Genomic DNA, 21458 nt, shown 5'->3' with positions numbered 1-21458 from the left:
CCTCGGCGGGCCGGCCAGAAAATGAGGGGCGAGTGCGCTGTAACACCCGGGCAACGCCCCGCCCTCCGGCCCCGCGCGTGCGCGCGAAGGTCGCCGGAATGGCCGGGCGGGGACGGGGCAACACGCGGAGCAGGCGGGAGGATTCCCGGCGGCTCAGGCTCCCGCCGGGCGCAGCCGACTGGCGAGCTGCGCATAGTGGTCGCGCTGGGCCGTGTCGCCCAGGTGCGCCCACACATCCGACAGCGCCTTGGCGGCTTCCACGTAGGCGGGGGACAGCTCCAGCGCCAGCTCGAAGACCTGCCGAGCCAGGCGATAGCGCGCCTTGTCCGGACGCCGAGGGCCCTGGGTCAGCAAGGCGTTGCCCACCGTGTAGACCTCGACGGCGGCGGCCTCGCGGTAGCCCGGGGCGCTGTTGAGCTGGACGGCGCGCTCCATGAGGGCCGCGCCCGCCTCGGGCTCTCCCAGCTCCAACTGACAGAGGGCGGCGTCGCGGTGCGGATCCGCCAGGGTCGGCTCCAGCTCGATGGCGCGCTGAAAGCAGCGCAGCGCCTCGGGGGTCCGACCGAGCTGCTTCAGCGACGACGCCTTCGCGGTCAGCGCTGGAAAGTGACTGGGGTCCTCGGCCAGGACCTTGTCGAACGCCTGGATCGCGGCCTCATGGCTGCCGGCCATGGAGCGGTGAACGCCCTCGCTATAGGCCGCGAACAACGACTTGGACGACATCGTGACCCCTCGGGACAGGGTGGCGATGGCCGCGCGGGAGCGCGACCGGGTTCGCGAGCCTGACACCGGAGAAGGCCGGATGGAAAGGCGCCCCCCCGACTCGGACTGATGGCACCTATTCAGATGCGCAAGCCGAGCTGCACGCCCGGCCACAGCACCACCTTCCGCGTGCCTGCTTCGCTCGCCAGCCGACTGATGTGCCCCACCGTCTGGCCGCTCGTGGCGTGAAGGACGTTGAAGGTCGGGCCGCCGATGAGCGCCAGGTGCGAGGTGAGCTGCCAGCCGCCGATCAGCCGCGCCTGATGGAGCAGCCGGTTGGAGTCCCACCCCTCCTCGAGACCGAAGACGTTGTGGGAGATGACATCCACGTCCGCGAAGAGGCGGTCGGTCAGCGGCAGGTGCGCGCCGAGCCCCAGACCGAGCGTCCAGTGACGCTTCTGGCCCGGCATGTCCCCGATGCCCGCGACGAGCGTCGTGTAGAAGGTCCGGCTGCCCAGCTTGAGGGACACGTTGCCGGGGTTGATGTCGCTGCCGAACACCTCCAGGTGGAACTGCCCGTTCTGCGCGATGCTCAGCAGGCCCACGGGCACGCCCTCCATGTCGGTGGCCACGTTGACGACGCCGAGCTGCAGGCCGCGCATCTTCCCCGCGATGTTGATGAGGCCCACCTGCGCGCCCGACACGTCCGTGCCCACGTTGACGATGGACAACTGCATGCCCTCGGCGGTGTCCGCCCAGCTCAGGCCCGCGGCCCCCTGGATGCCCTTCATGTGGCCGCGCACCATGTTGACGCCCGCGGAGAGCTGCACACCGGAGAGGTCCCCCTCGATCCAGTTGGCCCCCGCGCCCAACTGCGCGCCGCGCAGCGACCCTCCAGAGATGTTGGCGCCCGAGGAGAGCTGGTACGCCGAGCCGCCCTTGCCCGCCATGTTCACGCCCGAGGAGGCCTGAACGCCGTCAATCCGGCCACGCACCCAGTTGGCGCCCACGCCGAGCATCACGCCCGAGGCATCGCCCTCCGAGTAGTTGCCGCCCAGGCCCAGCATCACGCCGCGCATCGATTCCGTGGCCCAGTTGCCGCCCAGCGCCAGCCCCACGCCATCCAGCCGCGACATGCGCGCCACGCCCAGTGAGAAGGACACCGAGTTGTCTCGCTCGCCGCCCCCCATCATGTCGTTCGTCTGAACCCCAGGGGCGATGCCCAGGTTGAGGAAGGTCTGCTGACGCGGCGCGGCCTGCTGCGGCGCATCCACCGCACCGGCGGCAACGGGACCGCCCACCGCGGGACCGCCGCGAAGGGCCGTCAGCTCACCCGTGACGGCGTGGAAGTCCGCGTCCGCGAGCGCCGCGCGCGCGCCCTCGCGCACCACGATGGCCGCCTCGGAGCCCTCGCCCCGGCGCTCACGGGTGATGACATAGCGCCCGGGCTGGAGGCCCAGCTCGGTCGAGCGACCCGCCAGCTTGTTCAGCTCCACCACGAGCCGGCCGGGCTCGTCGCGCACGAACATGCGCCCCTCGAGACCATCCTCCAGCACGAGCGCGGCGGACGTGGCGCGCAGGTCCGTCATCACCAGGTCGCCCGTGCCCGCCAGCTCGATGTCATAGGCCGGGTGCTGCGCGCCCGCGCGCGTCTTCTCCGTGCGCGCGAGCGTCTCGTGGAAGGCGAACTGGTAGGCCTCGTGCAGCGTCACGCGGCCGTCCCCCGTGGAGTCCGCCGCGCCGCGCAGGCCCGACACCAGGTTGTGCGTGAAGAACGAGCCGCCGATGCGATCCGACTCCTGGGACACCTCGTCCTCGGAGGACGACGTGAGGATGGCGTGGCCCCGCACGGCCGACGACGCGTCCACGAGGAACGCGGGACGCAGCACGCCCCCCTTCTGTCGCGCCAGGGTGCCGGACGCGCACGAGTCGAGGATGGCGATGCGCACATCGGCGGGCAGCGCCTCCAGCGCCTTGCGCAGCTCCGAGTAGCCGAAGCGATCATTCTTCAGCAGCAGGCCCTCCTCGTCCGAGTGGCCCGAGTAGTAGATGAGCGCCTCGGTCCGCCCCGCCCCGCGAGCCGCCTTCACGCGGTCTGAGAAGCGCCGCAGCGCATCCACCAGCCCCGCGCGGTCGCTGTCCACCAGGAGGATCCGATCCGCGGGCTGCACGCCGCCCAGCTCCACCAGGACGTCCCCGAAGGCGCGCGCATCCGACGCCGCGTAGCGCAGCGGCAGGCGGTTCGTGCCGCCATCGTTGACGCCGACCAACAGCGCGAAGCGGCGCACCGTCACGCCCGAGGGCTCGTTGGGGGCCGCCGAGGCGAGCCAGGGAAGCAAGAGGAAGGTCCAGGGGAGCCAGCGCATCACGGCACCTTTTCCAATGTGAAAGACGTCTGGGCCAGCGATTCTGGCAGAGGGAGGCGCACTTCACGCGCGGACTGCGGCTGCTGCGCCACCCGGCGTGCCGCCTCTAGCACGGCTGCGACGTCGACCGGCGAATCACTCGTCACGAAGACGAAGCGCTCGAACGAGGGGGCGTCATCCAGCTCGTACGCGTTCGGCAGGGACACGGCCTCCCCCGCCTTGAGCGCGGTGGAGCCCGTGAGACGCTCGGGGAAGTGCAGCGTCACCGCGCCCCGACCGTCCAGGGACACCACGGCACCATGGCGGCGGCCACCGGACAAGTAGCTCAGCTGCAACAGGTCCCCACGGTGCGCCTGGGAGTGGTTCGACAGCGATTCGGGCTCGCGCGCGCCCTGGCGGTGGACGAGCAGCCGGGCCGCGCCCTTGATGCGCACCGTCTCCCACTCCAGCGGCGAGACTCCGGTGGCGCGCGTCTCGGGCGTCAGGTCGCGCGAGGCGCTCAGGACCAGGAGGACCAGGCACGCCGCCACGGGAAAGCCCAGGGTCAGCGAGCCGAACCAAGGGTGCGCCACGGTCGCGCGCTCGGCGGCGAGCGCCTGGGTTCGGCGGCGGCGCTCCACTTCAGCGGCCACCTGGGCGGGCGCGAAGCGCTCCAGGGTGCGGCGGGAGTCCTCCTCCAATCGGGCCAACCGAGCGGGGCCATCCAGCTCGGCCAGGAGGCGGGTGCGAGCGGCGACGTGAGAGGCGGGCAGCTCGTTCAGGGCGATGCGCTCCAGTAACCACTCCGGCGTGTGGGCGACCATGGCTCAGGCGACCTCCCGACCCAGACAGCGCGGACCCGAGACCTGGCGGCCTGCCTCGGCCCCTTCGCCCACCTGCGTCTCCCCCGGCTCATGTGTGGAATCCACGGTGTTCTCCTGGTCTCGCGCGGGGGATCAGCGCCCTCACACGCCCAAACGAACACCAGGGCGGGCCGGGAGTGTCACCGGCCCCGTCCACGCTCCCTACTGTCAGAGGGAGAGCACCATGAACTCCTCGTCGAGGTAGGTGTCCCCCATGCGCAGGGCGCGGCGCTCCAGGCCATACGGCTCGAACCCCAGCGACAGGTAGAGCGAGCGGGCCGCCACGTTGTCCGCGACCACCGCGAGCAGCAGCCGCTCCACGCCGGGCATCCGCCGCCCCTCTTCGATCAGGGCCAGCAGCAGGCGCCGACCCAAGCCCGTCCCGCGGGCCTCGGGCGCCACGTACATGCCCCACACGGTGGCCTTGTGCCGGGTCTTGTGGCGCCCCTCGCGCCGCAGCCCGACCACGCCCACCAGCGAGCCCGCGAGGAACGCGCCCACCGCGACCCGCTCCTCCGGTGCCCCCGCCCCGAGCCGCGCGCGCATCTCCTCGATGGGCAAGGCAGCATCCTCCTCGGGAAGAGAGCCGAAGGAGTGGGCGCTCTCGCGCAGCGCGCGCTGGCGCAGGGCACGAACCTGCTCGGCTTCATCGGGGCGAAGTCGTCGCAGGGTCACGGCATCCGTCGAACTCACCGGGCATCCTCCTCGAGGACTCTTCCGAAAGCGTGGGCGCTCTCGCACGGCGCATGAACCGGATCAGCGTCCGCGGAGCGAAGCCGCCACAGGGTCACCGCGGCGGTCAGTCGCACCGGGACTCTTCCTCCAAGACAGCAGTGAAGCCAGCCTCGAAGTCCGGATGCAGAGGCGCCCAGCCGAGCGCCTTCAAGCGCGCGGCGGAGATGGCGCGGTCGCCGCGCAGCGACTCGTGCATCTGCGCCAGCGGGACCGTCGAAGGGAGCGGCAGCCCCAGGCGCTCGCAGAGCCAGCCCACCGTCTGCGCGAGCGTGGCGGGCCGGTCATCGGCCACGCAGTAGACGGCGCCTGGGACACCGCGCTCCAGCACGACGTGGATGGCCCGGCCCAGATCGTCCACGTGAATGCGACTGAGCCGCCCTCCCCCCGACTCGGGAAGCCGCAACGCCCCGGTGCGCAGCCGCAGATGGGCACCACGACCCGGCCCGTAGATGCCCGCGATGCGCAGCACCACGGCGCCCACCGCGAGATAGCGCGCCTCGGCCTCCAGCCGCCCCCGAGACATGGGCGTCGAGGGGTCCACCGCGGTGTCCTCGTCCACCTGGCCCCGCGCGGATCCATACACGCCCGTGGAGGACAGGTAGACCAGCCGCGCGGGAGGCGCCGTCGCGAGCACCTCGGCGACCCGCGCATCGAGCCCCGCCTCTGGAGGCAGCGACACGACCACGTGCGCGCCGGGCGCCAGCAAGAGCGCCGCCTCCAGCGAGCCCACGCGAGCCCCCGCCTGAGTAAGCCGCGCGCGCCGGTCCGGGTCACGCGTCGCGGCCAGGACCTCGCGGCCCGCCGAGGCTTCCGCCACGGCAAGGCGCGTCAGCGTGTACCCCGAGCCCAGCAACACCAGTGGAGGCGACATGCCCGCGCGATAGCGGGCTCGGGCTCCGCGCGCAAGTCGGCGTCAGAACTCAGCGCTCGCGCGCGGGTCGACGATGCCGCACTCCTTGATTTTGTAGAGCAGCGCCTTGTAGCTGATCCGCAGCTTGGTCGCGGCGCGCCGCTTGTTCCAGGCCGTGCGCTGGAGCATCACGAGGATGGCCTCGCGCTCGGCCAGCATCGCCGCGCGCTTGCCAATGTCCTTGAGCGACAGCTCCCCGGCAGGCGGAGGTGGAGGCGGAGGCTGGGGCGCATCGAACGGATTCGCGTAACGAGTCGGCGGCACGACCGCGTTCACCACCGGCTCGGGGACACCACTCCCCGAAGCCCCACCCCGCGCGGGCATCTCCAGCACCTGCACACCGGGGCTCACGGGCGCGCGAGCCGGCTCCTCGGCGCGCGGCAGAGGCGTGCCATCGTCGCCGCCATACGCGGTGGGCAGCGAGGGCGCGCTCGCGGGGCTGCGACTCGCCGCATGCAACTCATCGAGCACCAGCGTTGGGTCCTTCAGCACGCACAGCCGCCGGACCATGTTCTCCAGCTCGCGCACGTTGCCGGGCCAGTCATAGTCGGCGAACGCATGGAGCACCTCCGAGGGCAGCTCCGACGCGGCGTGGATGAAGTTGCGGCCGTACTTCTTCAGGAAGTGATCCGTGAGGGGCAGCACATCCTCTTTGCGCTCACGCAACGGAGGCAGTCGGATGGCCACGACATTGAGGCGGTAGTACAGGTCCTCGCGGAAGTTGCCGAGGGCGATCTCCTTCTCCAGGTCGCGGTTCGTGGCCACGACGACGCGGCTGTCCACCCGGACACTCTTCTTGCCACCGACGCGGAAGAACTCCTCGTCCTGGAGCACCTGGAGCAGCTTGGCCTGGAGGCGGATGGCCATCTCACCAATCTCGTCCAGGAAGATGGTGCCCTGATCCGCCAGCTCGAACTTGCCTGGCTTCTCCGCGGTGGCGCCCGTGAAGGCCCCGCGCTCATGGCCGAACAGCTCGCTCTCCAGCAACTCACCCGGCAGCGCGGCGCAGTTGACCTTGATGAAGGGCCGGCCGCGTCGCTGACTGCGCGCGTGAATCTCCCGGGCGATGACCTCCTTGCCCGTGCCGGACTCGCCCAAGAGCAACACCGGCACATCGGTGTCCGCGATGCGCTCGACGAGCGCGCGCGCCCGGCGCATGGAAGAAGAATTGGAAATGAGCGCTCGAGCATCCACGCCCGAGTCCGAGGTCGCCGCCAGTGCCCGCCCCCCTCCGGCTCCCGCACGCTCGGGGACACGAGGCCCCAGGGCTCGCGACAGCACATCCTGGAGTTCGTCATTCCCGAACGGCTTCGACAGGTAATCGCTGGCCCCCATCTTCATCGCGCGCACCGCGTCGTCCGCGCCCGCCAGCGCGCTGAGCACGATGACCGGCGCGCTGCCCCCTGAGCTGCGATAGCGTCGCAGCACGTCCAGTCCACTCAGCTCCGGCATCACCACATCCAGGAGCATGGCGTCAAAGGAGCCGCCCGAGAGCATCTCCAAGGCCTGGGCCCCGCTGGCGGCACAGCGCACCTGATATCCCGCGCTGCCCAGCAGCTCGGACAGAAAGGTGCGCACCGACTCCTCGTCATCGACCACCAGTACCGCGATCCGATCCATCCCCTCGCCTCCGCTCGCCCTGTGCATCGAACCCTCCCGCCTTCCTCACACGGACAGCCGGGTCGGTGCCCCGGCGGCCCGCCGAATCTCGCGCGTGCGGCGCAGCGTCTGGAGGGCAGCGCTCAGCAACTGCATGGGCGTGCCCACCGTGTCTGGGAAGCTCACCGCCCCCAACCCCAGCGCCGTCTGCACCACGCGCCCCTCCACCTGGAAGCGCGCCGCGTCGAATCGAGCCCCCACCCGGGCCACCACGTCCTGCACCGTCTCCGTGGGCGTCCCCGGCAGCAGCACGGCGAACTCGCATTCGCCCACGCGCGCCACCGCGTCCGCCTCCCGCACCGTCTGCCCCAACACCACCGCGCAGTACACGAGCAGCCGCTCCGCCATCCCCCGCCCATACTCCTTGCGGAACGATGCCCAGCCATCCACCCGCGCCGTCAGCACGCTGAAGTTGCCGCCGTAGCGCTCCGCGCGCCGCATCTCCAAGCCGATCAACGCGAGCAGGAACGGTCGGTTGTAGAGCCCCGTCACCGCGTCATGCAGCGCCAGCGCGGTGCTCGACTCCTCGCCCACCGCCGCGCGCTCCACCGCCTGCTTCAAGCGCAGCTGCGCATGCAGCTTCATGGGCAGCTCGTCCCCACTCCCCGAGCGCGGCGCCACGTCCACGCACTGCCCTTTCTGCAGGCAGTGCCGCCACGCCTCGGGGTCGTGTGGATCCACCAGGTACATCAACGGCACCGTGCCTCGGCTGATCTGCCGCAGCCGCCTCGCCACCTGCACCGCCGCGAAGTCCGGCGCCTGCGCGGCCAACAGCGCGGCGTCCGGACGCACCACTTCGAACAGGGGCGCCGCCGCGTCGAAACGCGTCACGGGAACCACCCGGAACCCCGCCTCCCCCAGCAGGGCCCGGGTCCGCTCCAGGGCGTCAGCCCGGGGCTCGACCAGCAGCACCGTGGGAGGCTGTCCCGCCCGCCCCACGCGCTTGTGTCTCACACCCACCGTCGCGCCCTCCCCGACAGCACTTTTTGACCCACGATGCCCTCCGCCCGCCGCCCGGAATTACAGCCCCTCCCCCTCCTCCACGGCGTGCATCCCCCTGGATTTCCAGGTGAAGGGCGCGGCCCTACCCATCCCGGGCGAGCGATTTAGCAACGGGTATGCCACCCATTGCCTCACGCACCCGGGCTTCCAGGGACTCGGCATCCACCTGGAGCGTGAAGGCGGGCACCCCGTCGATGACCACCACGGGGATTTCGTAACGCCAGCGGGTCAGAAGCTCAGGGTCCTCGAGGATGCTGAGGATCCGCAGCTCGAAGGGGATGCGAGCACGCACCTCCTCGACCACGACCCTCGCCTTCTCGCAGAGGGAGCAATTGGGTTTCGAGTAGATATCGACTCTCATGCGTTGCAGGATGGGCGTTCGATGCGTGGCCTGTCTGGTGACTTCTCGACGATGCCCCTCAAGGACCTCGTCGTCCATCTCGGGAATCGCCGCGCCACAGGCACCCTGAGGCTGGAGCGGGGGGACGTGCGCAAGCAGTTCGCGCTGAGCGAGGGCCACGTCACCAGCGCCAGCTCCAATCAGGCGCGCGAGTTCTTCGGTCAGTTCCTCATCAACATGGGGCACCTGACGGAGGACCAGTTGGAGAAGGCCTTCGCCACGCAGGCCGAGACGCGCATCTTCCTCGGGAAGATCCTGGTGATGACGGGCCTGGTGCCCGAGTCCACGGTGCGCAACACGCTGAGCCACAAGTTCCGCGAGATGCTGCTGGACGCGTTCCCCTGGCAGGACGGCGACTTCGCCTTCGAGGCCGCGGACGACGCGCCCGACATCGAGGGCCTCGACATCCGCGTGGACCTGCTGGACGTGCACCGCGAGGGAGAGTTCCGCGAAACCGCGTGGGAGGCCATCCGCGCCGTGTTCCCAATGGGCGGCGTGCGCCTGACGGTGGACGAGCGCAAGCTGCCCGAGCGCAAGCCCGGCGGCGTGGACGAGCGCATCGTCCAGCACATCAAGGAGGGCCTCTCCATCGACGGCATCGCCATGGCGATGCACGCCACGGACTTCTTCCTCTATCAGCGCCTCTATGCGCTCTATCGCCTGGACGCGGTGAAGGTGTCGGACGAGCCGCCCGAGGCCGCGCCCGTGCGAGCCTCCGGCCCCGTCGTCGTCGTGGAGGACGAGGACGCGCCCAGCGACGGAGTCATCGGCTCGGAGTCCTCATCCGACGAGGTGCTCCAGGCCGCGCAGATGTTCATCGACGCGGGCAACCTGCGAGACGGCGAAGCCCTGGCGCGCCGCGCGCACGAGATGTCGCCCTCCCCTGCATCCACCGCGCTGCTCAAGTCCGCCGAGGCGAAGCTGCTGACGCTGCTGCGCAAGGAGCTGATGGAGCCCGGGCGCGTGCCCGGCTTGCTGGTGACGCCCGCGCAGCTCAAGTCGACGCCGCTGTCCGCGCCCGAGCGCTATCTCCTGTCGCGCGTGGATGGCCGGCGCGACGTCGCCGCCATCGTCCACGTGTCGCCGCTCCAGGAGTTGGAGGCGCTGAAGTTCTTCCAGGGCTTCGTGGACGCGGGGCTCTTGCAGCTCACTCCGCGCTGAAGCCTCAGTGCTTGCCCGCCGCCGAGGCCGGCGCGGTGAGCTCCACCGGCGCGGGCACTCGCTCCAGGCCCAGGCGCAGCGCCTCGCGGCCCAGGTACGAGCCGCGGATCCGCCACTTCGGATCATTCACCACCAGCGCCGCCACAGCGACGCGTGGATGCTCCTTGGGCGCGAAGCCCACGAACCACGAGTAGTCGTGGAACGGCTCGCGATCCGCCAATGTGCCCGTCTTGCCCACCGCGCCATCCACGCGGAAGCCCCGCTCCCGGAAGATGTGGCGCGCGGTGCCGTGCGTGACCGTCTCCTCCATCATCGCGGTGAGGGCGCGCGCGGTGGTGGGCGTGAGCACCGCCTCGCCCTCGGGCGGAGGCGTCGTGACGTCGGGCTCGAACAGGACGGGGTCCACCCAGCGGCCTCCATTGGCGGCCACGGCGGCCAGCAGCGCGCCGTGCAGCGGCGACAGGAACACGTCACCGAAGCCCGCGCCGGTGTTGGCCAGTCCGAACTCGTCCTCGGGGATCGCGGCCAAGGACACGTCGGTGGGGACCGCGAAGGGAATCTCCCGATTGAAGTGGAAGCGCGCGGCCATGCGCCGCAGGACGTCCACGCTCAGGTGCTTGTGCGTCATCTTCGCGAAGATGACGTTGGCGCTCTTGCCCATGGCCAGCGCCAACGACAGACATGCGCCGTCGCGCTCGCTGTCCTCCAGGTGCTTCTCGGACAGGCGCCGCTTGCCGCCGTGGAAGCACTCCTCGGTCTCGGGCGTCACGCCCGCCTCCAGCAGCGCGCTGCCGGTGACGAGCTTGAAGATGCTCGCCGCGGGGAACGCCGCGCGCACCGCCAGCCCGCGCAGGTCCGGCCGCGATTGCGAGTGCTCGGCCATGGCCAACACCCGGCCCGTGGCGGGTTCCAGCACCACCGCCGCGCCGAACGGCACTTCATACGTCCGAAGAATCTGCGTGAGCGCGGCCTGGAGCACCGGATCGATGGTCAGCGCCCGCGCCTTCGCGCCCTTCCCCTCCTTCACCACCAGTTGCTCACCCTCCAGCTTCGCGCGGGCGAGGAGGTCAACAGCATGAGGCAGCCCCTGGACCTTGAGCAGCGGAGGCGCCTTCTCGCGCGACGGCACCGCCGACGGAGGCACGAGCCCCAGCATCGCGAGCGTCCCCGCGTCCGCGCCAGCTCCCCCAGCGGCCAGGCGGCCTCCCACCGGCAGTCCCGCATCCGCGACGGCCACCGCCGAGGACTCCGGAGACACACCTGAATCCAGACTTCGCCCCGCGGTAGCCGCCGCCTCCGCCGCGGAGGAAGCCTGCGCCGCTCCTGCGTCCTGGCTCCGTTCCGTCACAGCACCCGCATCGACCACGGCCAGGGGCTCGACTCGGGGTGAACTCGGTGACGGAGCGGGCTCCGTGGCACCGAGGAGGAGCGCGAAGGGAACCAGGAGCGCGGGGACGGCGAAGAGGCGACGGTGCATCGTGCTCGGGGGGTTCGGGGGGCGGGGGGATCCTATTCGCTCCCGGCGCGCTGTCCACGTCCGCTTTCCCGTCTGCTAGGGTCCGCGCCCATCTTGGACGGATTCAAAGAGACAGTGGTGATTTGGAGCGCCGAGCTGCGCCGAGCCGTACGAAGCGGCCGCGTCGTGGTCCTCCTCGGGCTCTACAGCATGTTCTCGGCCCTGGTGCTGCTCGTCGTCGGCTATGCCACGCGGGAGATCCAGGCCCAGGTGAACGCGAAGCTGGCGGAAGTGGGCGCGGACGCAGAGGCGTCGGCGCGCGCCGCGGAGGAAATGCACAAGGGGATGCTGGGCATCCTCACCAGCAACGACGCCGCGATGATGGAGGCCTTGTCGCAAGTGCCTCTCGTGGTGCTCATCGTCTTCAAGGTCACCCTCTTCTTCTTGCCGGCCTACGTGGCGCTGATGGGGTTTGATCAGCTCAGCGGTGAAGTGGGCCCGCGCTCCATCCGCTTCCTCACGGTGCGCGCGCGGCGCTCGTCGGTGCTGACGGGCAAGTTCCTGGCGCAGGCCACGCTCCTGGTGGGGCTCGTGCTCGTCGTGGACCTGGCCATCTTCATCTACGCGCGGATGACGAACCCGGACTTCAGCGCCGCGATGCTGGTGCTGAACCTGGTGAAGTTCTGGTTGGCGGCGGTGGTGTTCTCGCTGGCGTACGTGGCGCTCACCGCGCTGTGCTCCAGCCTGTTCCGGCTGCCGGCCGTGAGCCTCGTCTTCAACTTCGTCCTGCTCTTCGTCTTCTGGCTGATGGACACCATCGGGCGCGGGGTGGCGGACACCAACCCGATGCGCTTCGTGCGCTACCTGTCGCCGTCGTACTACGCGGGCAATCTCCTGCACCCGCAACTGTCTGAGTTCGGCGCGAGTGGCGCGGCCTATGCCGCGTTCGCGCTCGTCTTCCTCCTGGGCGCCCACGGCGTCCTGCGCGCGAGGGACCTGTGAGCGAGTTGGCCATCGAGCTGTTCAACGTCACCAAGCGCTTCGGCCCCAAGGTCGCCGTCAAGGCGGTGAGCCTCCAGGTGCGCCGCGGAGAGGTCTACGGACTCATCGGCCCCAACGGCGCCGGCAAGACGACGACCTTCTCCATGATGTGCGGCTACCTCTATCCGTCCGAGGGCTCGCTCCAGGTGATGGGTGTGGACCCGACGTCGCCCGGAGCCCTCAAGCGCGTCCTGGGCGCCCTGCCCCAGGACGCCGTGCTTCCGCCCGGCTGGGAGGTCGGTGCCCTGCTCACGTACTGGGCCAAACTGTCTGGTCTTGAACAGCCGGAGACCGAAGCGCGCGGCGCTTTGGAGAAAGTGGGCCTCACGGAAGCGTGGTCGGTGCAGACCCAGGCGCTGAGCCACGGCATGGCCAAGCGCGCGTCCATGGCGCAGGCGCTGATGGGCCGCCCGCCGCTGGTTCTCCTGGATGAACCCACCGCCGGATTGGATCCGCGCATCGCCGCCCAGGTGCGGCAGGTCATCAAGGACATGCGCGGCCAGAAGCAGACGGTGGTCGTCTCCAGCCACAACCTCCAGGAGCTGGAGGAGCTGTGCGACGCGGCCGCCATCCTCGACAAGGGCACACTGGCCAAGGCCGGCACCATGACGGAGCTGACGGGCCAGGGCGCGGAGTTCCGCGTGCAGATCGCCCAGGGCGACGTCATCCTCCCCGAGCTGACGGCCATGCCCGGCGTCACGGCCGCGCGCATGGAGTCCCCGGGCGTGCTGCTCGTGCGCTTCGAGGGACAAGCACACCCTCCCGAGCAGGTCATCAGCCGTGTCGTGGGCCACCTGATCCACCACGGCGTGCTCATCCTCGGCGTCAGCCGGGGCCAGCGGCTGGAGGATCGCGTGCTTCAGCTGGTCTGAAGTCGCGGGCTCACCCTGCCTTGCGCACCCACCCGACGTAGTGGTGGGTGCCTCGGCGCTCCAAGCGAACGAGCAGGTGGCCGGTCGCCTCGCACCACGCGGGGAGATCCGCTTCCAAGCCCACGTCCGTGGAGATGAGTTCCACCAGCGTCCCGGGCGCCACGCGGCGCATCGCCTTGGCAATCTCGAGGATGGGCACCGGGCAGAACGCGCCGGAGGTATCCACACGCACGGCTGCTTCCATGGGGTGAGTCTGTCATGCGCCCCCCTTCGCCGCCGAGGTGGAATATTTTCGAAAAGCGGTCAGTTTCCGGCCCCTTGGGGGCCTGGACGCGGCAGCCGCGAGCGCTCCCGCATGGCTTGCGGTTCTCGAAATCCCTCTGTTAAGTACCCCCGCCTTCCTCCACACCACACACACTGACACCCGCTTGGCGTCCGCAGCCGGACCGATGGCGAAGGAGCAAATCCAACCCATGAAGCCCCATGTCATCGTGGCCCTGCTGGTGGGCCTGGTGCTCGGGTTCGTTGGCGGCCGCGCCACCAACGCCTCGAAGAGCACGAGCAACACGCCCGCCGCCCAGGCCGCTGCCCGGCCGAACGCGCGCCCCGTGGATCCGACGGTGTTCAAGGTCCCCATCGAGGGATCTCCCGTGCGAGGCGGCGAGAACGCGCTCGTCACCATCGTCGAGTTCTCCGACTACCAGTGCCCGTTCTGTAGCCGCGCGCATGTGACGGTGAAGAAGCTCGAGGACGACTACGGCAGCAAGCTGCGCGTCGTCATGCGGCAGAACCCGCTCTCCTTCCACCCGCGCGCCCGGCCGGCCGCGCTCGCCGCGCTCGCCGCCGGTGAGCAGGGCAAGTACTGGGAGATGCACGACATGCTCTTCGCGAACCAGAAGAGCATCGAGGACGCGGACCTGGAGAAGTACGCGACCCAGTTGGGGCTCAACCTCGAGAAGTGGAAGAGCGACATGGCCAGCCCCAAGCTGGCGGACATCATCGCCAAGGACTCCTCGGCGTCCTCGCAGTTCGGCGCCAACGGCACCCCGGCCTTCTTCATCAACGGCCGCTTCCTGTCCGGCGCGCAGCCCATCGAGAACTTCAAGGCGCTCATCGACGAGGAGATGACCAAGGCCGAGGCGCTCGTGAAGAGCGGCGTGCCCGCCTCGCAGGTGTACGCGAAGACCATCGAGAAGGGCCTGGAGCGCGCCCCGTCCCGCCCGCAGCAGGGTCAGCCGGCCGGCCCCACCGTGTTCAAGGTGGACGTGCCCTCGGACTCGCCCGTGTTCGGCCCGTCCAACGCCAAGGTCACCATCGTCGAGTGGTCCGACTTCGAGTGCCCGTTCTGCGGCCGCGTGATGCCCACGGTGCAGAAGATCAAGGAGACGTACCCGAAGGACGTGCGCATCGTGTGGCGCAACCAGCCGCTCTCCTTCCACGCCAGCGCCAAGCCGGCCGCCATGGCCGCCATGGCCGCGCATGAGCAGGGCAAGTTCTGGGAGATGCACGACAAGCTGTTCGCCAACCAGCGCGCGCTCGATGGCGCCTCCCTGGAGAAGTACGCCCAGGAGCTGAAGCTGGACATGGCGAAGTTCAAGGCCGCCGTCTCCACCAACAAGTTCAACACGAAGATCGAGTCGGACATCGCCGCCGGCAACGTGGTGGGCGCCAACGGCACCCCGACCTTCTTCGTGAACGGCCGTCAGATCGTCGGTGCGCAGCCCTTCGAGGCCTTCAAGACGATGATCGACGAGGAGATCGCCAAGGCCGACAAGGCGCTCGCCGCCGGCACGAAGCCGGAGGACCTCTACACGAAGCTGAACGCGGACAACGTCGCGGCGGCTCCGGCCGCTCCGTCGGCCCCTTCCGCGGGCGCGCCGCCCGAGGGCGCCGTGCAGAAGATCGAGCTGGGTGAGGCGCCGGTGAAGGGCCCGAAGGGCGCCCCTGTCACGCTCGTCGCCTGGTCCGACTTCGAGTGCCCGTTCTGTGGCCGCGTCATCCCGACGCTCCACCAGCTCGAGCAGGACTACAAGGGCAAGGTGAAGTTCGCCTTCAAGCACCAGCCCCTGCCCATGCACCCGAACGCGAAGCCCGCCGCGCAGGCGTCCATGGCGGCCCACGAGCAGGGCAAGTTCTGGGAGATGCACGACAAGCTGTTCGCCAACCAGCGCGCGCTCGACCGCGCCTCGCTGGACAAGTACGCCCAGGAGATTGGCCTCAACATGGCCAAGTTCAAGGCGGCCATGGACAGCAACAAGTTCGACAAGCAGATCGAGGCGGACATGGCCGCCGGCGCCGCGGTGGGCGCCAGCGCCACGCCCAGCTTCTTCATCAACGGCCGCCCCCTCGTCGGCGCGCAGCCGCTCGAGGCCTTCAAGCGCGTCATCGACGAGGAGCTGAAGAAGGCGGGCGGCGCGGTGGCGGCGGACGCCAAGTAGTCGTCCCCTCCCCTCGCATCCGTTGAAAGCACAAGGCCGTCGGACTCCACTCGGAGCCGACGGCCTTCGTGTTTCCGGGCGTGGGGAACTCAGGAGACGGCGATGGCGTCGATTTCCACCTTCGAGCCACGCGGCAGCGCGGCCACCTGCACCGTCGCGCGCGCCGGCGGAGCGCCGGTGAAGTAGCGGCCGTAGACCTCGTTCACCCGGGCGAAGTCACCCAGGTCGGTGAGGAAGATGGTGCAGCGCACCACGTGGGAGAAGTCACAGCCCGCGGCGGCGAGCACGGCCTTCAGGTTCTCCATCACCCGCTCGGCCTGCGCGACGACGTCGCCCTGGACCATCTCCATGGTGGCGGGGTCCAGGGGAATCTGGCCGGAGAGGAACGTCATCTTCCCCGCCTCCACCTGGACGGCCTGCGAGTACGGGCCAATGGCCTTGGGGGCCTGGTCGGAATGGATGACTTTGCGAGCCATGGAGCGCACCTCGGAGTGAAGCGGCGCCCCAAGCGGGGGCCGCGGGTTTCCGGGGCCCTGTAGCACAACCGCGCGCCGTTAGATTCGCTCGACGGAGTAGACGCCGTTGAGACGCTCGATGGTGCGCATCAAGTCGGTGAGCTGCTTGAGGTCGGAGATGGTGACCTCGAAGGTGTTCACCGCGCGGTCATCCCCCGTGGCGCGGCAGTTGGCCTGGGAGATGTTGACGCCCTTCTTGGAGAAGATGTTCGTCATGTCCGCGAGCAGACCGGGCCGGTCCGCCGTGAGCACTCGCAAGGTGACGGGCCGCTTGAAGTCGCCTCTCACGTCCCACGTCACGTCCACGCGCCGCTCGGGGTCCGTGGCCAGGGCCTTCTCGCACCCCACCGTGTGCACCGTCACGCCCCGCCCACGGGTGATGAAGCCAGCGATGGGGTCACCCGGAACGGGGTTGCAACAGCGCCCGAAGCGGACGAGCACGTCATCCACGCCGCCAATCTGCACGCCGCTGCGGCTACTGCGGCCCACCAGGCGCTTGGCCAGGTCGGTCATGCGCGACAGGCCCGGCAGCATGGAGGTGGACGAGCCCGAGGTCGCGGCCGTCGCGCCCGAGGCGTCACCCGATCGGGCGTTCGCCTCCGCAGCGCTCAGCTTCTCCTGGGGCACGAAGCGCTGGACGAGCTGCTGCGGCGTCACCTTGCCGTAGCCAATGGCCACGAGCAGGTCGTCCTCGACGCGGAAGCCGAACTCCTCGGCGACCTTCTTCATCTCGCCGGACTTCATCTGCTTGTTGAAGTTGAGCTGGAAGCGGCGGAACTCGCGCTCGGCCAGCTCGCGTCCCAGCTGCAGGCTCTTGTCGCGCTGCTGCTGCTTGATGAAGCCGCGGATGCGCTGCTGGGCCCGGCTCGTCTTGACGAAGGTGAGCCAGTCCTTCGAGGGGTGCGCCTGCGGACTGGTGAGCACCTCCACGGTGTCGCCGTTCTTCAGCTTGTAGCGCAGCGGGACAATCTTCCCGTTCACCTTCGCGCCCACGCACCGGCTGCCCACGTCCGAGTGGATGGCGAAGGCGAAGTCCACCGGCGTGGCTCCGCGCGGCAGGCTGCGCACGTCGCCCTTGGGCGTGAAGACGAAGACCTCGTCGGTGAAGAGGTCCACCTTCACCGTCTCGAGGAACTCCTTGGGGTCCTTGAGATCCTGCTGCCACTCCATGAGCTGGCGCAGCCACGCGAACTTCTCATCGTCCTTGGAGATGGACGCGCGCCCTTCCTTGTAGGCCCAGTGCGCGGCGATGCCCTCCTCGGCGATCTTGTGCATGTCCGGCGTGCGGATCTGCACCTCCACGCGCTCGCTCAACGGACCAATCACCGTGGTGTGCAGCGACTGGTACATGTTGGGCTTGGGGATGGCGATGAAGTCCTTGAAGCGCCCCGGCACCGGCTTCCACATCTGGTGCACCATCCCGAGCGCCTCGTAACACGAGGGCACCGAGGGCGTGACGATGCGGAACGCGATGATGTCGTGGATCTGATCGAAGTCGATCCCCTGCGCCTTGATCTTCTTGTAGATGCTGTAGACGTGCTTGAAGCGACCGCTGACCTCGCCCTTGAGGTTGCGCTCCTCCAGCTTCGAGCGCACCAGCGCGACGGTGTCCTCGATGTACTTCTCGCGCTCCTTCTTGCGCTTGTTGAGCTGCTCCTGGAGCGCGAAGAACTCCTGCGGCTTCACGTAGCGGAAGGACAGGTCCTCCAGCTCGGTCTTGATCCACGAGATGCCCAGCCGGTTGGCCAGCGGCGCGTAGATGTCCAGCGTCTCCTGGGCAATGCGCGCCTGCTTCTCTTCGGACATGTGATCCAACGTCCGCATGTTGTGCGTGCGGTCCGCCAGCTTCACGAGGATGACGCGGATGTCCTGCGCCATCGCGATGATCATCTTCCGGAAGTTCTCCGCCTGCTTCTCCTCTTGGGAGAGCGTCGCGGACGCGGAGAACTTGGAGAGCTTTGTGACGCCGTCGACGAGCTGCGCCACCTCCGGGCCGAACAGCTCGGTCAGCTCCTCGGCGGTGGCGAGCGTGTCCTCGATGGTGTCGTGGAGCAGACCCGTGACAATGGAGGCTTCGTCTAGCTTCAGCTCCGCGAGGATGCCGGCAACCTCCAGCGGATGGACCAGGTAGGGCTCCCCGGACTTGCGGAGCTGTCCCTGATGGACCTTGGCGGAGTAGACGTATGCCTTCTTGATGATGTCCAGATCAGGGTCAGGGTGGTACGAGGCAACCCGCTGGAGAATGTCGTTCAGGCGAATCATCGAGGCGTTGGCAATCGTAACTGCCGAAATCATGAGGGGCAATGTTGCCCCGGGGTCGATTTGCGGCCCCGAGTGACCGGACCGCATGCGGCCAGCCCAGTGCCGGCGCATTTGCTTTCATTGACCCGACGTTTTACGCGCCAATAGATTCGCCCCCCGCCCATGTCACAGCTCCTGCTGTCCGCACTTCCCGTGGTGTGCCCGAACTGTGACGGCCTCAATCCGCCTCGCTCGGCGGCCTGCGCCCTGTGCAGCCAGGCACTCGTCTCGGCCCCCGCAGCCAGGCCCGTGGCGCCAGCGGGGACCCCTCCACGCCCCGCCGCGCCCCCGCCCGCCCCAGCGGGACGGCCTGTCGCGGTCGCCACCTTCCCCCGAGCGGGCGAGCCCACCGCACCCCCGACCCCTCCGCCGCCCCCAAGCGCCGTGCCGCCAGGCATGAGGCCGTCCGCTCGGACGCCGCCCCCCACCGCGGCGGCAGGCCTCGCCCTCGAGCCCCGGACGCCCGCGCGCACCGCACCGCCCGTGCTGGGCCCCGCCCAGGCCCCCGCGGCACCTCAGCCCGCGCCTCCGGGTCGGACGCCCACGGCGCCGGCGAACACCCGGCCGCCCCCGCCCGTGCCCGACAGCGCCCTGCCCAACCGCCCGGGCACCGCCCCTGCCGCCGCGCCGGCACGGCCAGCCCCGGTGGCTTCGCGGTTCGGACTGGCCGTCATCGCGGGCTCCATGCGTGGCCAGCGCTACAAGCTCCCGGTCACCGGCTGCGTGGTGGGCCGCCAGCGCGGCGCCATCCTCTTCGCGGATGACGTCTTCGTGTCGCCGCTGCACGCCACCTTCCTCGTGAAGGAGGGGGCGCTGTTCGTTCGAGACGAGACGAGCGCGTCCGGCGTCTACGTCACCATCTCCAGCACCGAGGCGCTGGTGCCTCGCGCGCTGTTCAGCGCCGGCCAGCGCCTGTTCCGCTTCACGGGTCGCGCGGATGCACCGGCGCCCATTTCGGGCCGGCCGGCCATCTACGGTGCCCCCGTGCCGCTGGGGCAAGCGGTGTACGGCGTGGAGGAAGTCCTCATGGGCGGTCGCGCTGGCCGAGCAGTCGTGACGGCCGCGCCGCTGCTCACGCTCGGGCAGGCGCACTGCGACCTGTCCTATCCCAATGACGAGGGCATGTCGGGTCGGCACTGCGAGCTGAGCCCCACACCCATGGGCGCGCTCCTGCGCGACCTCTCGGGAGGACTGGGCACCTACGTCCGCGTGCCGCCCATGGTCGAGCGGCCGCTGCGGCCCGGCGATCGCGTTCGCCTGGGCCAGCACGTCGTCCAGGTGGAGACGCTGGGCTAGCGGAGCCTTACGGCTCGGGAGCGGCCACCACCGGCCCGCCGAGCCGCTCCTCGATGTACGTCCGCGCCTTCGAGTCGGACGCATCGCGCAGGTGGCGCGTCCACCAACCACGCGCCTCGCCCAGGTTCTCCCGCTGCCAGTACAGCTCGCCCAGCTTGAGGGCCAGCTCGGGATCCGGATTGAGCTGGAACGCCTCCTTGTACATGGACGTCGCGAGCCCCAGGTCCTTGGCGGCCAGGGCCCGGTCTCCATCCAGGCTACGCTGCCGCGCGCGATCCACGTTGCGGGCGGTGTTGGGGATCTCCTGCTCGTACAGGGGACGCTCGGGGTCCGGCTCGCCGCCAGTCAGCGGCACCGGCGCGTTGCGGGGCAGCGCGTAGGGCGCGTCCGGCCCGCTGCTCGAGCTGCCCATGAAATAGAAGTAGTAGACGAAGAACCCCACCGTCCCGATGACGAGCATCAGGGTGAGGGCCTTGAAGAACAACGACAGGCCCCCTCCCCCTCCGCCGGGGTTGGTGGCCACCATCGAGTCGGTGCGCTCGCGCCCGGCGGACATCTCGGCCGCCCCCGCGGGCAACGGCGCTAGCACGTCGGGGAGCGCGCGGACCGTGGCCTCCACCGTCTGATCATTCCAGCTGCGCGCGCTCGCATCCTGGGTGTCGTGCGACTGTGCGTTGGGGGCCAGGGCCTTGCGCGGCAACGGCGCCAGCACGTTGGAGGGCTGCGGCCGGCGGGGCGCGGCGTCCGCGCGACGGCGCTCCTTGTCCACCGCGGCCAGCTCCGCCTTGAACGCCTCGGCGTTGGCGGGGCGATCATCCGGGTTCTTGGAGAGCGCGCGGAGGATGAGCCGCTCCATCGCGGGACTGATGCGCGCATCCGGGCGACGCTTCGTCGGCGCGGGCGGCTCCTCCGTGAGGTGCTTCGTCGCGAAGCCCACCGCGGAGTCCGACTCGAAGGGCAGCAGACCCGTCATCAGCTGGTAGAGGATGACGCCCACCGCATACAGATCCGAGCGATGGTCGAGCTGCGCGCCCCGCGCCTGCTCCGGCGACATGTACTCGGGGGTGCCGCAGACGAAGCCCGCGCGCGTGAGGGCGGGACCGTCGTCCTGGGAGTCGGTGATCTTCGCGATGCCGAAGTCGAGCACCTTGACGAAGTCCGGCTCGTTGCGCCGCTGCTCCACCATGATGTTCTCGGGCTTGAGATCCCGGTGGATGACCCCCGCGCCGTGGGCGTCGGACAGCGCGCTCAGCACCTGGTTGACGATGCGCGCGACGCGGCTCTCGGCCAGCGGCCACTCACGGCTGAGGATCTGGTGCAGGTCCTGGCCGGCGACGTACTCCATCGCGATGAAGAGCGCGCCGTCCTCGGCCTGACCGAAGTCCAGCACGCTGATGGAGTTGGGGTGGTTGAGGCGGCTGGCGGCCTTGGCCTCGCGCTGGAAGCGCGCCACGGTGCGCTCATCCGACAACAGCGTGTGGCGCAGCACCTTCAGCACCACCACCTTGTCGAGCGCGATCTGCCGGGCCCGGAACACGCGGCCCATTCCCCCTTCGCCGATGAGGGCCTCGACGCGGTATTTGTGGGCGATGGTCTTGCCCACGTACTCGTCGCCTTCCGGCGCGCGCACGAGTGTCGCCCCGCAGGCGGGGCAGTACCGGGAGGAATCTTGGGCGTCAGCGCCGCAGGAGGGGCAGAGCAAGTCAGCGTCCCGTGAGGTGGGGCCGGGACTTCACCACGTCGCTCGGGTCACGAGCAAGCC

At 69.8% G+C, this 21458-nt stretch carries 18 protein-coding genes; 5 read left to right on the top strand and 13 right to left on the bottom strand.

The features are described from left to right. Positions 1–153: 153 nt before the first annotated feature. The 8 genes from JGU66_24185 to JGU66_24150 all read right to left on the bottom strand — a co-directional run bounded on the left by JGU66_24185 (position 154) and on the right by JGU66_24150 (position 8577). Positions 154–723, bottom strand: coding sequence for a tetratricopeptide repeat protein (locus tag JGU66_24185; GenBank protein MBJ6763882.1), 570 nt, complete (start codon positions 721–723; stop codon positions 154–156). Positions 724–842: 119 nt separating this feature from the next. Next, the gene (locus tag JGU66_24180) at positions 843–3068 is read right to left on the bottom strand and encodes a caspase family protein (protein ID MBJ6763881.1); all 2226 of its coding nucleotides are present in this window, start codon (positions 3066–3068) and stop codon (positions 843–845) included. After that, the gene (locus tag JGU66_24175) at positions 3068–3871 is read right to left on the bottom strand and encodes an ActD protein (protein ID MBJ6763880.1); all 804 of its coding nucleotides are present in this window, start codon (positions 3869–3871) and stop codon (positions 3068–3070) included. Before JGU66_24175 ends, JGU66_24180 begins: the two co-directional genes overlap by 1 nt. A gap of 207 nt (positions 3872–4078) precedes the next feature. After that, complete coding sequence (locus tag JGU66_24170) at positions 4079–4603, bottom strand: GNAT family N-acetyltransferase (GenBank protein ID MBJ6763879.1); 525 nt, start codon at positions 4601–4603, stop codon at positions 4079–4081. 106 nt (positions 4604–4709) lie between these two features. Continuing rightward, positions 4710–5516: an NAD-dependent epimerase/dehydratase family protein gene (locus JGU66_24165; protein ID MBJ6763878.1), complete on the bottom strand. Its 807-nt coding sequence runs from the start codon at positions 5514–5516 to the stop codon at positions 4710–4712. Positions 5517–5558: 42 nt separating this feature from the next. Further along, on the bottom strand, positions 5559–7175 hold the full coding sequence (locus JGU66_24160; protein ID MBJ6763877.1) for a sigma-54-dependent Fis family transcriptional regulator: 1617 nt from the start codon (positions 7173–7175) through the stop codon (positions 5559–5561). Positions 7176–7220: 45 nt separating this feature from the next. After that, a complete protein-coding gene (locus JGU66_24155; protein ID MBJ6763876.1) occupies positions 7221–8153 on the bottom strand; it encodes a diguanylate cyclase in 933 nt (310 codons plus the stop codon). Between the two features lie 145 nt (positions 8154–8298). Then, positions 8299–8577: a glutaredoxin family protein gene (locus tag JGU66_24150; GenBank protein ID MBJ6763875.1), complete on the bottom strand. Its 279-nt coding sequence runs from the start codon at positions 8575–8577 to the stop codon at positions 8299–8301. A 21-nt stretch (positions 8578–8598) separates the two neighbouring features. Here JGU66_24150 and JGU66_24145 point away from each other — a divergent pair, with 21 nt between their 5' ends. After that, positions 8599–9777 carry a DUF4388 domain-containing protein gene (locus tag JGU66_24145; GenBank protein ID MBJ6763874.1) on the top strand — a complete coding sequence of 393 codons (1179 nt, stop codon included), beginning with the start codon at positions 8599–8601 and terminating at the stop codon, positions 9775–9777. Between the two features lie 4 nt (positions 9778–9781). Here JGU66_24145 and JGU66_24140 read toward each other — a convergent pair whose 3' ends face one another. Next, positions 9782–11254 (bottom strand): penicillin-binding protein, encoded by a 1473-nt coding sequence (locus JGU66_24140; protein ID MBJ6763873.1) that lies wholly within the window; start codon positions 11252–11254, stop codon positions 9782–9784. A gap of 114 nt (positions 11255–11368) precedes the next feature. Here JGU66_24140 and JGU66_24135 point away from each other — a divergent pair, with 114 nt between their 5' ends. After that, complete coding sequence (locus tag JGU66_24135) at positions 11369–12235, top strand: ABC transporter permease subunit (GenBank protein MBJ6763872.1); 867 nt, start codon at positions 11369–11371, stop codon at positions 12233–12235. Then, positions 12232–13146, top strand: coding sequence for an ABC transporter ATP-binding protein (locus tag JGU66_24130; GenBank protein ID MBJ6763871.1), 915 nt, complete (start codon positions 12232–12234; stop codon positions 13144–13146). The genes JGU66_24135 and JGU66_24130 overlap by 4 nt, the downstream gene beginning before the upstream one ends. Before the next feature lie 10 nt (positions 13147–13156). Here the strand turns inward: JGU66_24130 and JGU66_24125 are convergent, their stop codons facing one another. Then, positions 13157–13390, bottom strand: a complete 234-nt coding sequence (locus JGU66_24125; GenBank protein ID MBJ6763870.1) for a sulfurtransferase TusA family protein — start codon at positions 13388–13390, stop codon at positions 13157–13159. A gap of 229 nt (positions 13391–13619) precedes the next feature. Between JGU66_24125 and JGU66_24120 the strand changes: the two genes are divergently transcribed. After that, entirely contained in the window at positions 13620–15584 is a 1965-nt protein-coding gene (locus tag JGU66_24120; GenBank protein ID MBJ6763869.1) for a thioredoxin domain-containing protein, read from the top strand. A gap of 89 nt (positions 15585–15673) precedes the next feature. Here the strand turns inward: JGU66_24120 and JGU66_24115 are convergent, their stop codons facing one another. Both JGU66_24115 and JGU66_24110 read right to left on the bottom strand, forming a co-directional pair. Next, on the bottom strand, positions 15674–16069 hold the full coding sequence (locus tag JGU66_24115) for a RidA family protein (GenBank protein ID MBJ6763868.1): 396 nt from the start codon (positions 16067–16069) through the stop codon (positions 15674–15676). A gap of 69 nt (positions 16070–16138) precedes the next feature. After that, entirely contained in the window at positions 16139–18361 is a 2223-nt protein-coding gene (locus JGU66_24110; protein ID MBJ6763867.1) for a bifunctional (p)ppGpp synthetase/guanosine-3',5'-bis(diphosphate) 3'-pyrophosphohydrolase, read from the bottom strand. Positions 18362–18523: 162 nt separating this feature from the next. On the opposite strand from JGU66_24110, the gene JGU66_24105 reads away from it, so the two are divergent. Further along, positions 18524–19696, top strand: coding sequence for an FHA domain-containing protein (locus tag JGU66_24105; GenBank protein MBJ6763866.1), 1173 nt, complete (start codon positions 18524–18526; stop codon positions 19694–19696). Positions 19697–19703: 7 nt separating this feature from the next. Here the strand turns inward: JGU66_24105 and JGU66_24100 are convergent, their stop codons facing one another. Further along, positions 19704–21398, bottom strand: coding sequence for a protein kinase (locus tag JGU66_24100; GenBank protein MBJ6763865.1), 1695 nt, complete (start codon positions 21396–21398; stop codon positions 19704–19706). Positions 21399–21458 lie beyond the last annotated feature (60 nt).

The sequence above is a fragment of the Myxococcaceae bacterium JPH2 genome (genome assembly GCA_016458225.1).
Taxonomy (GTDB): Bacteria; Myxococcota; Myxococcia; order Myxococcales; family Myxococcaceae; genus Citreicoccus.
Note: the sequence above shows the minus strand (reverse complement) of the source record. Positions and strands in the feature narration are given on the sequence as shown.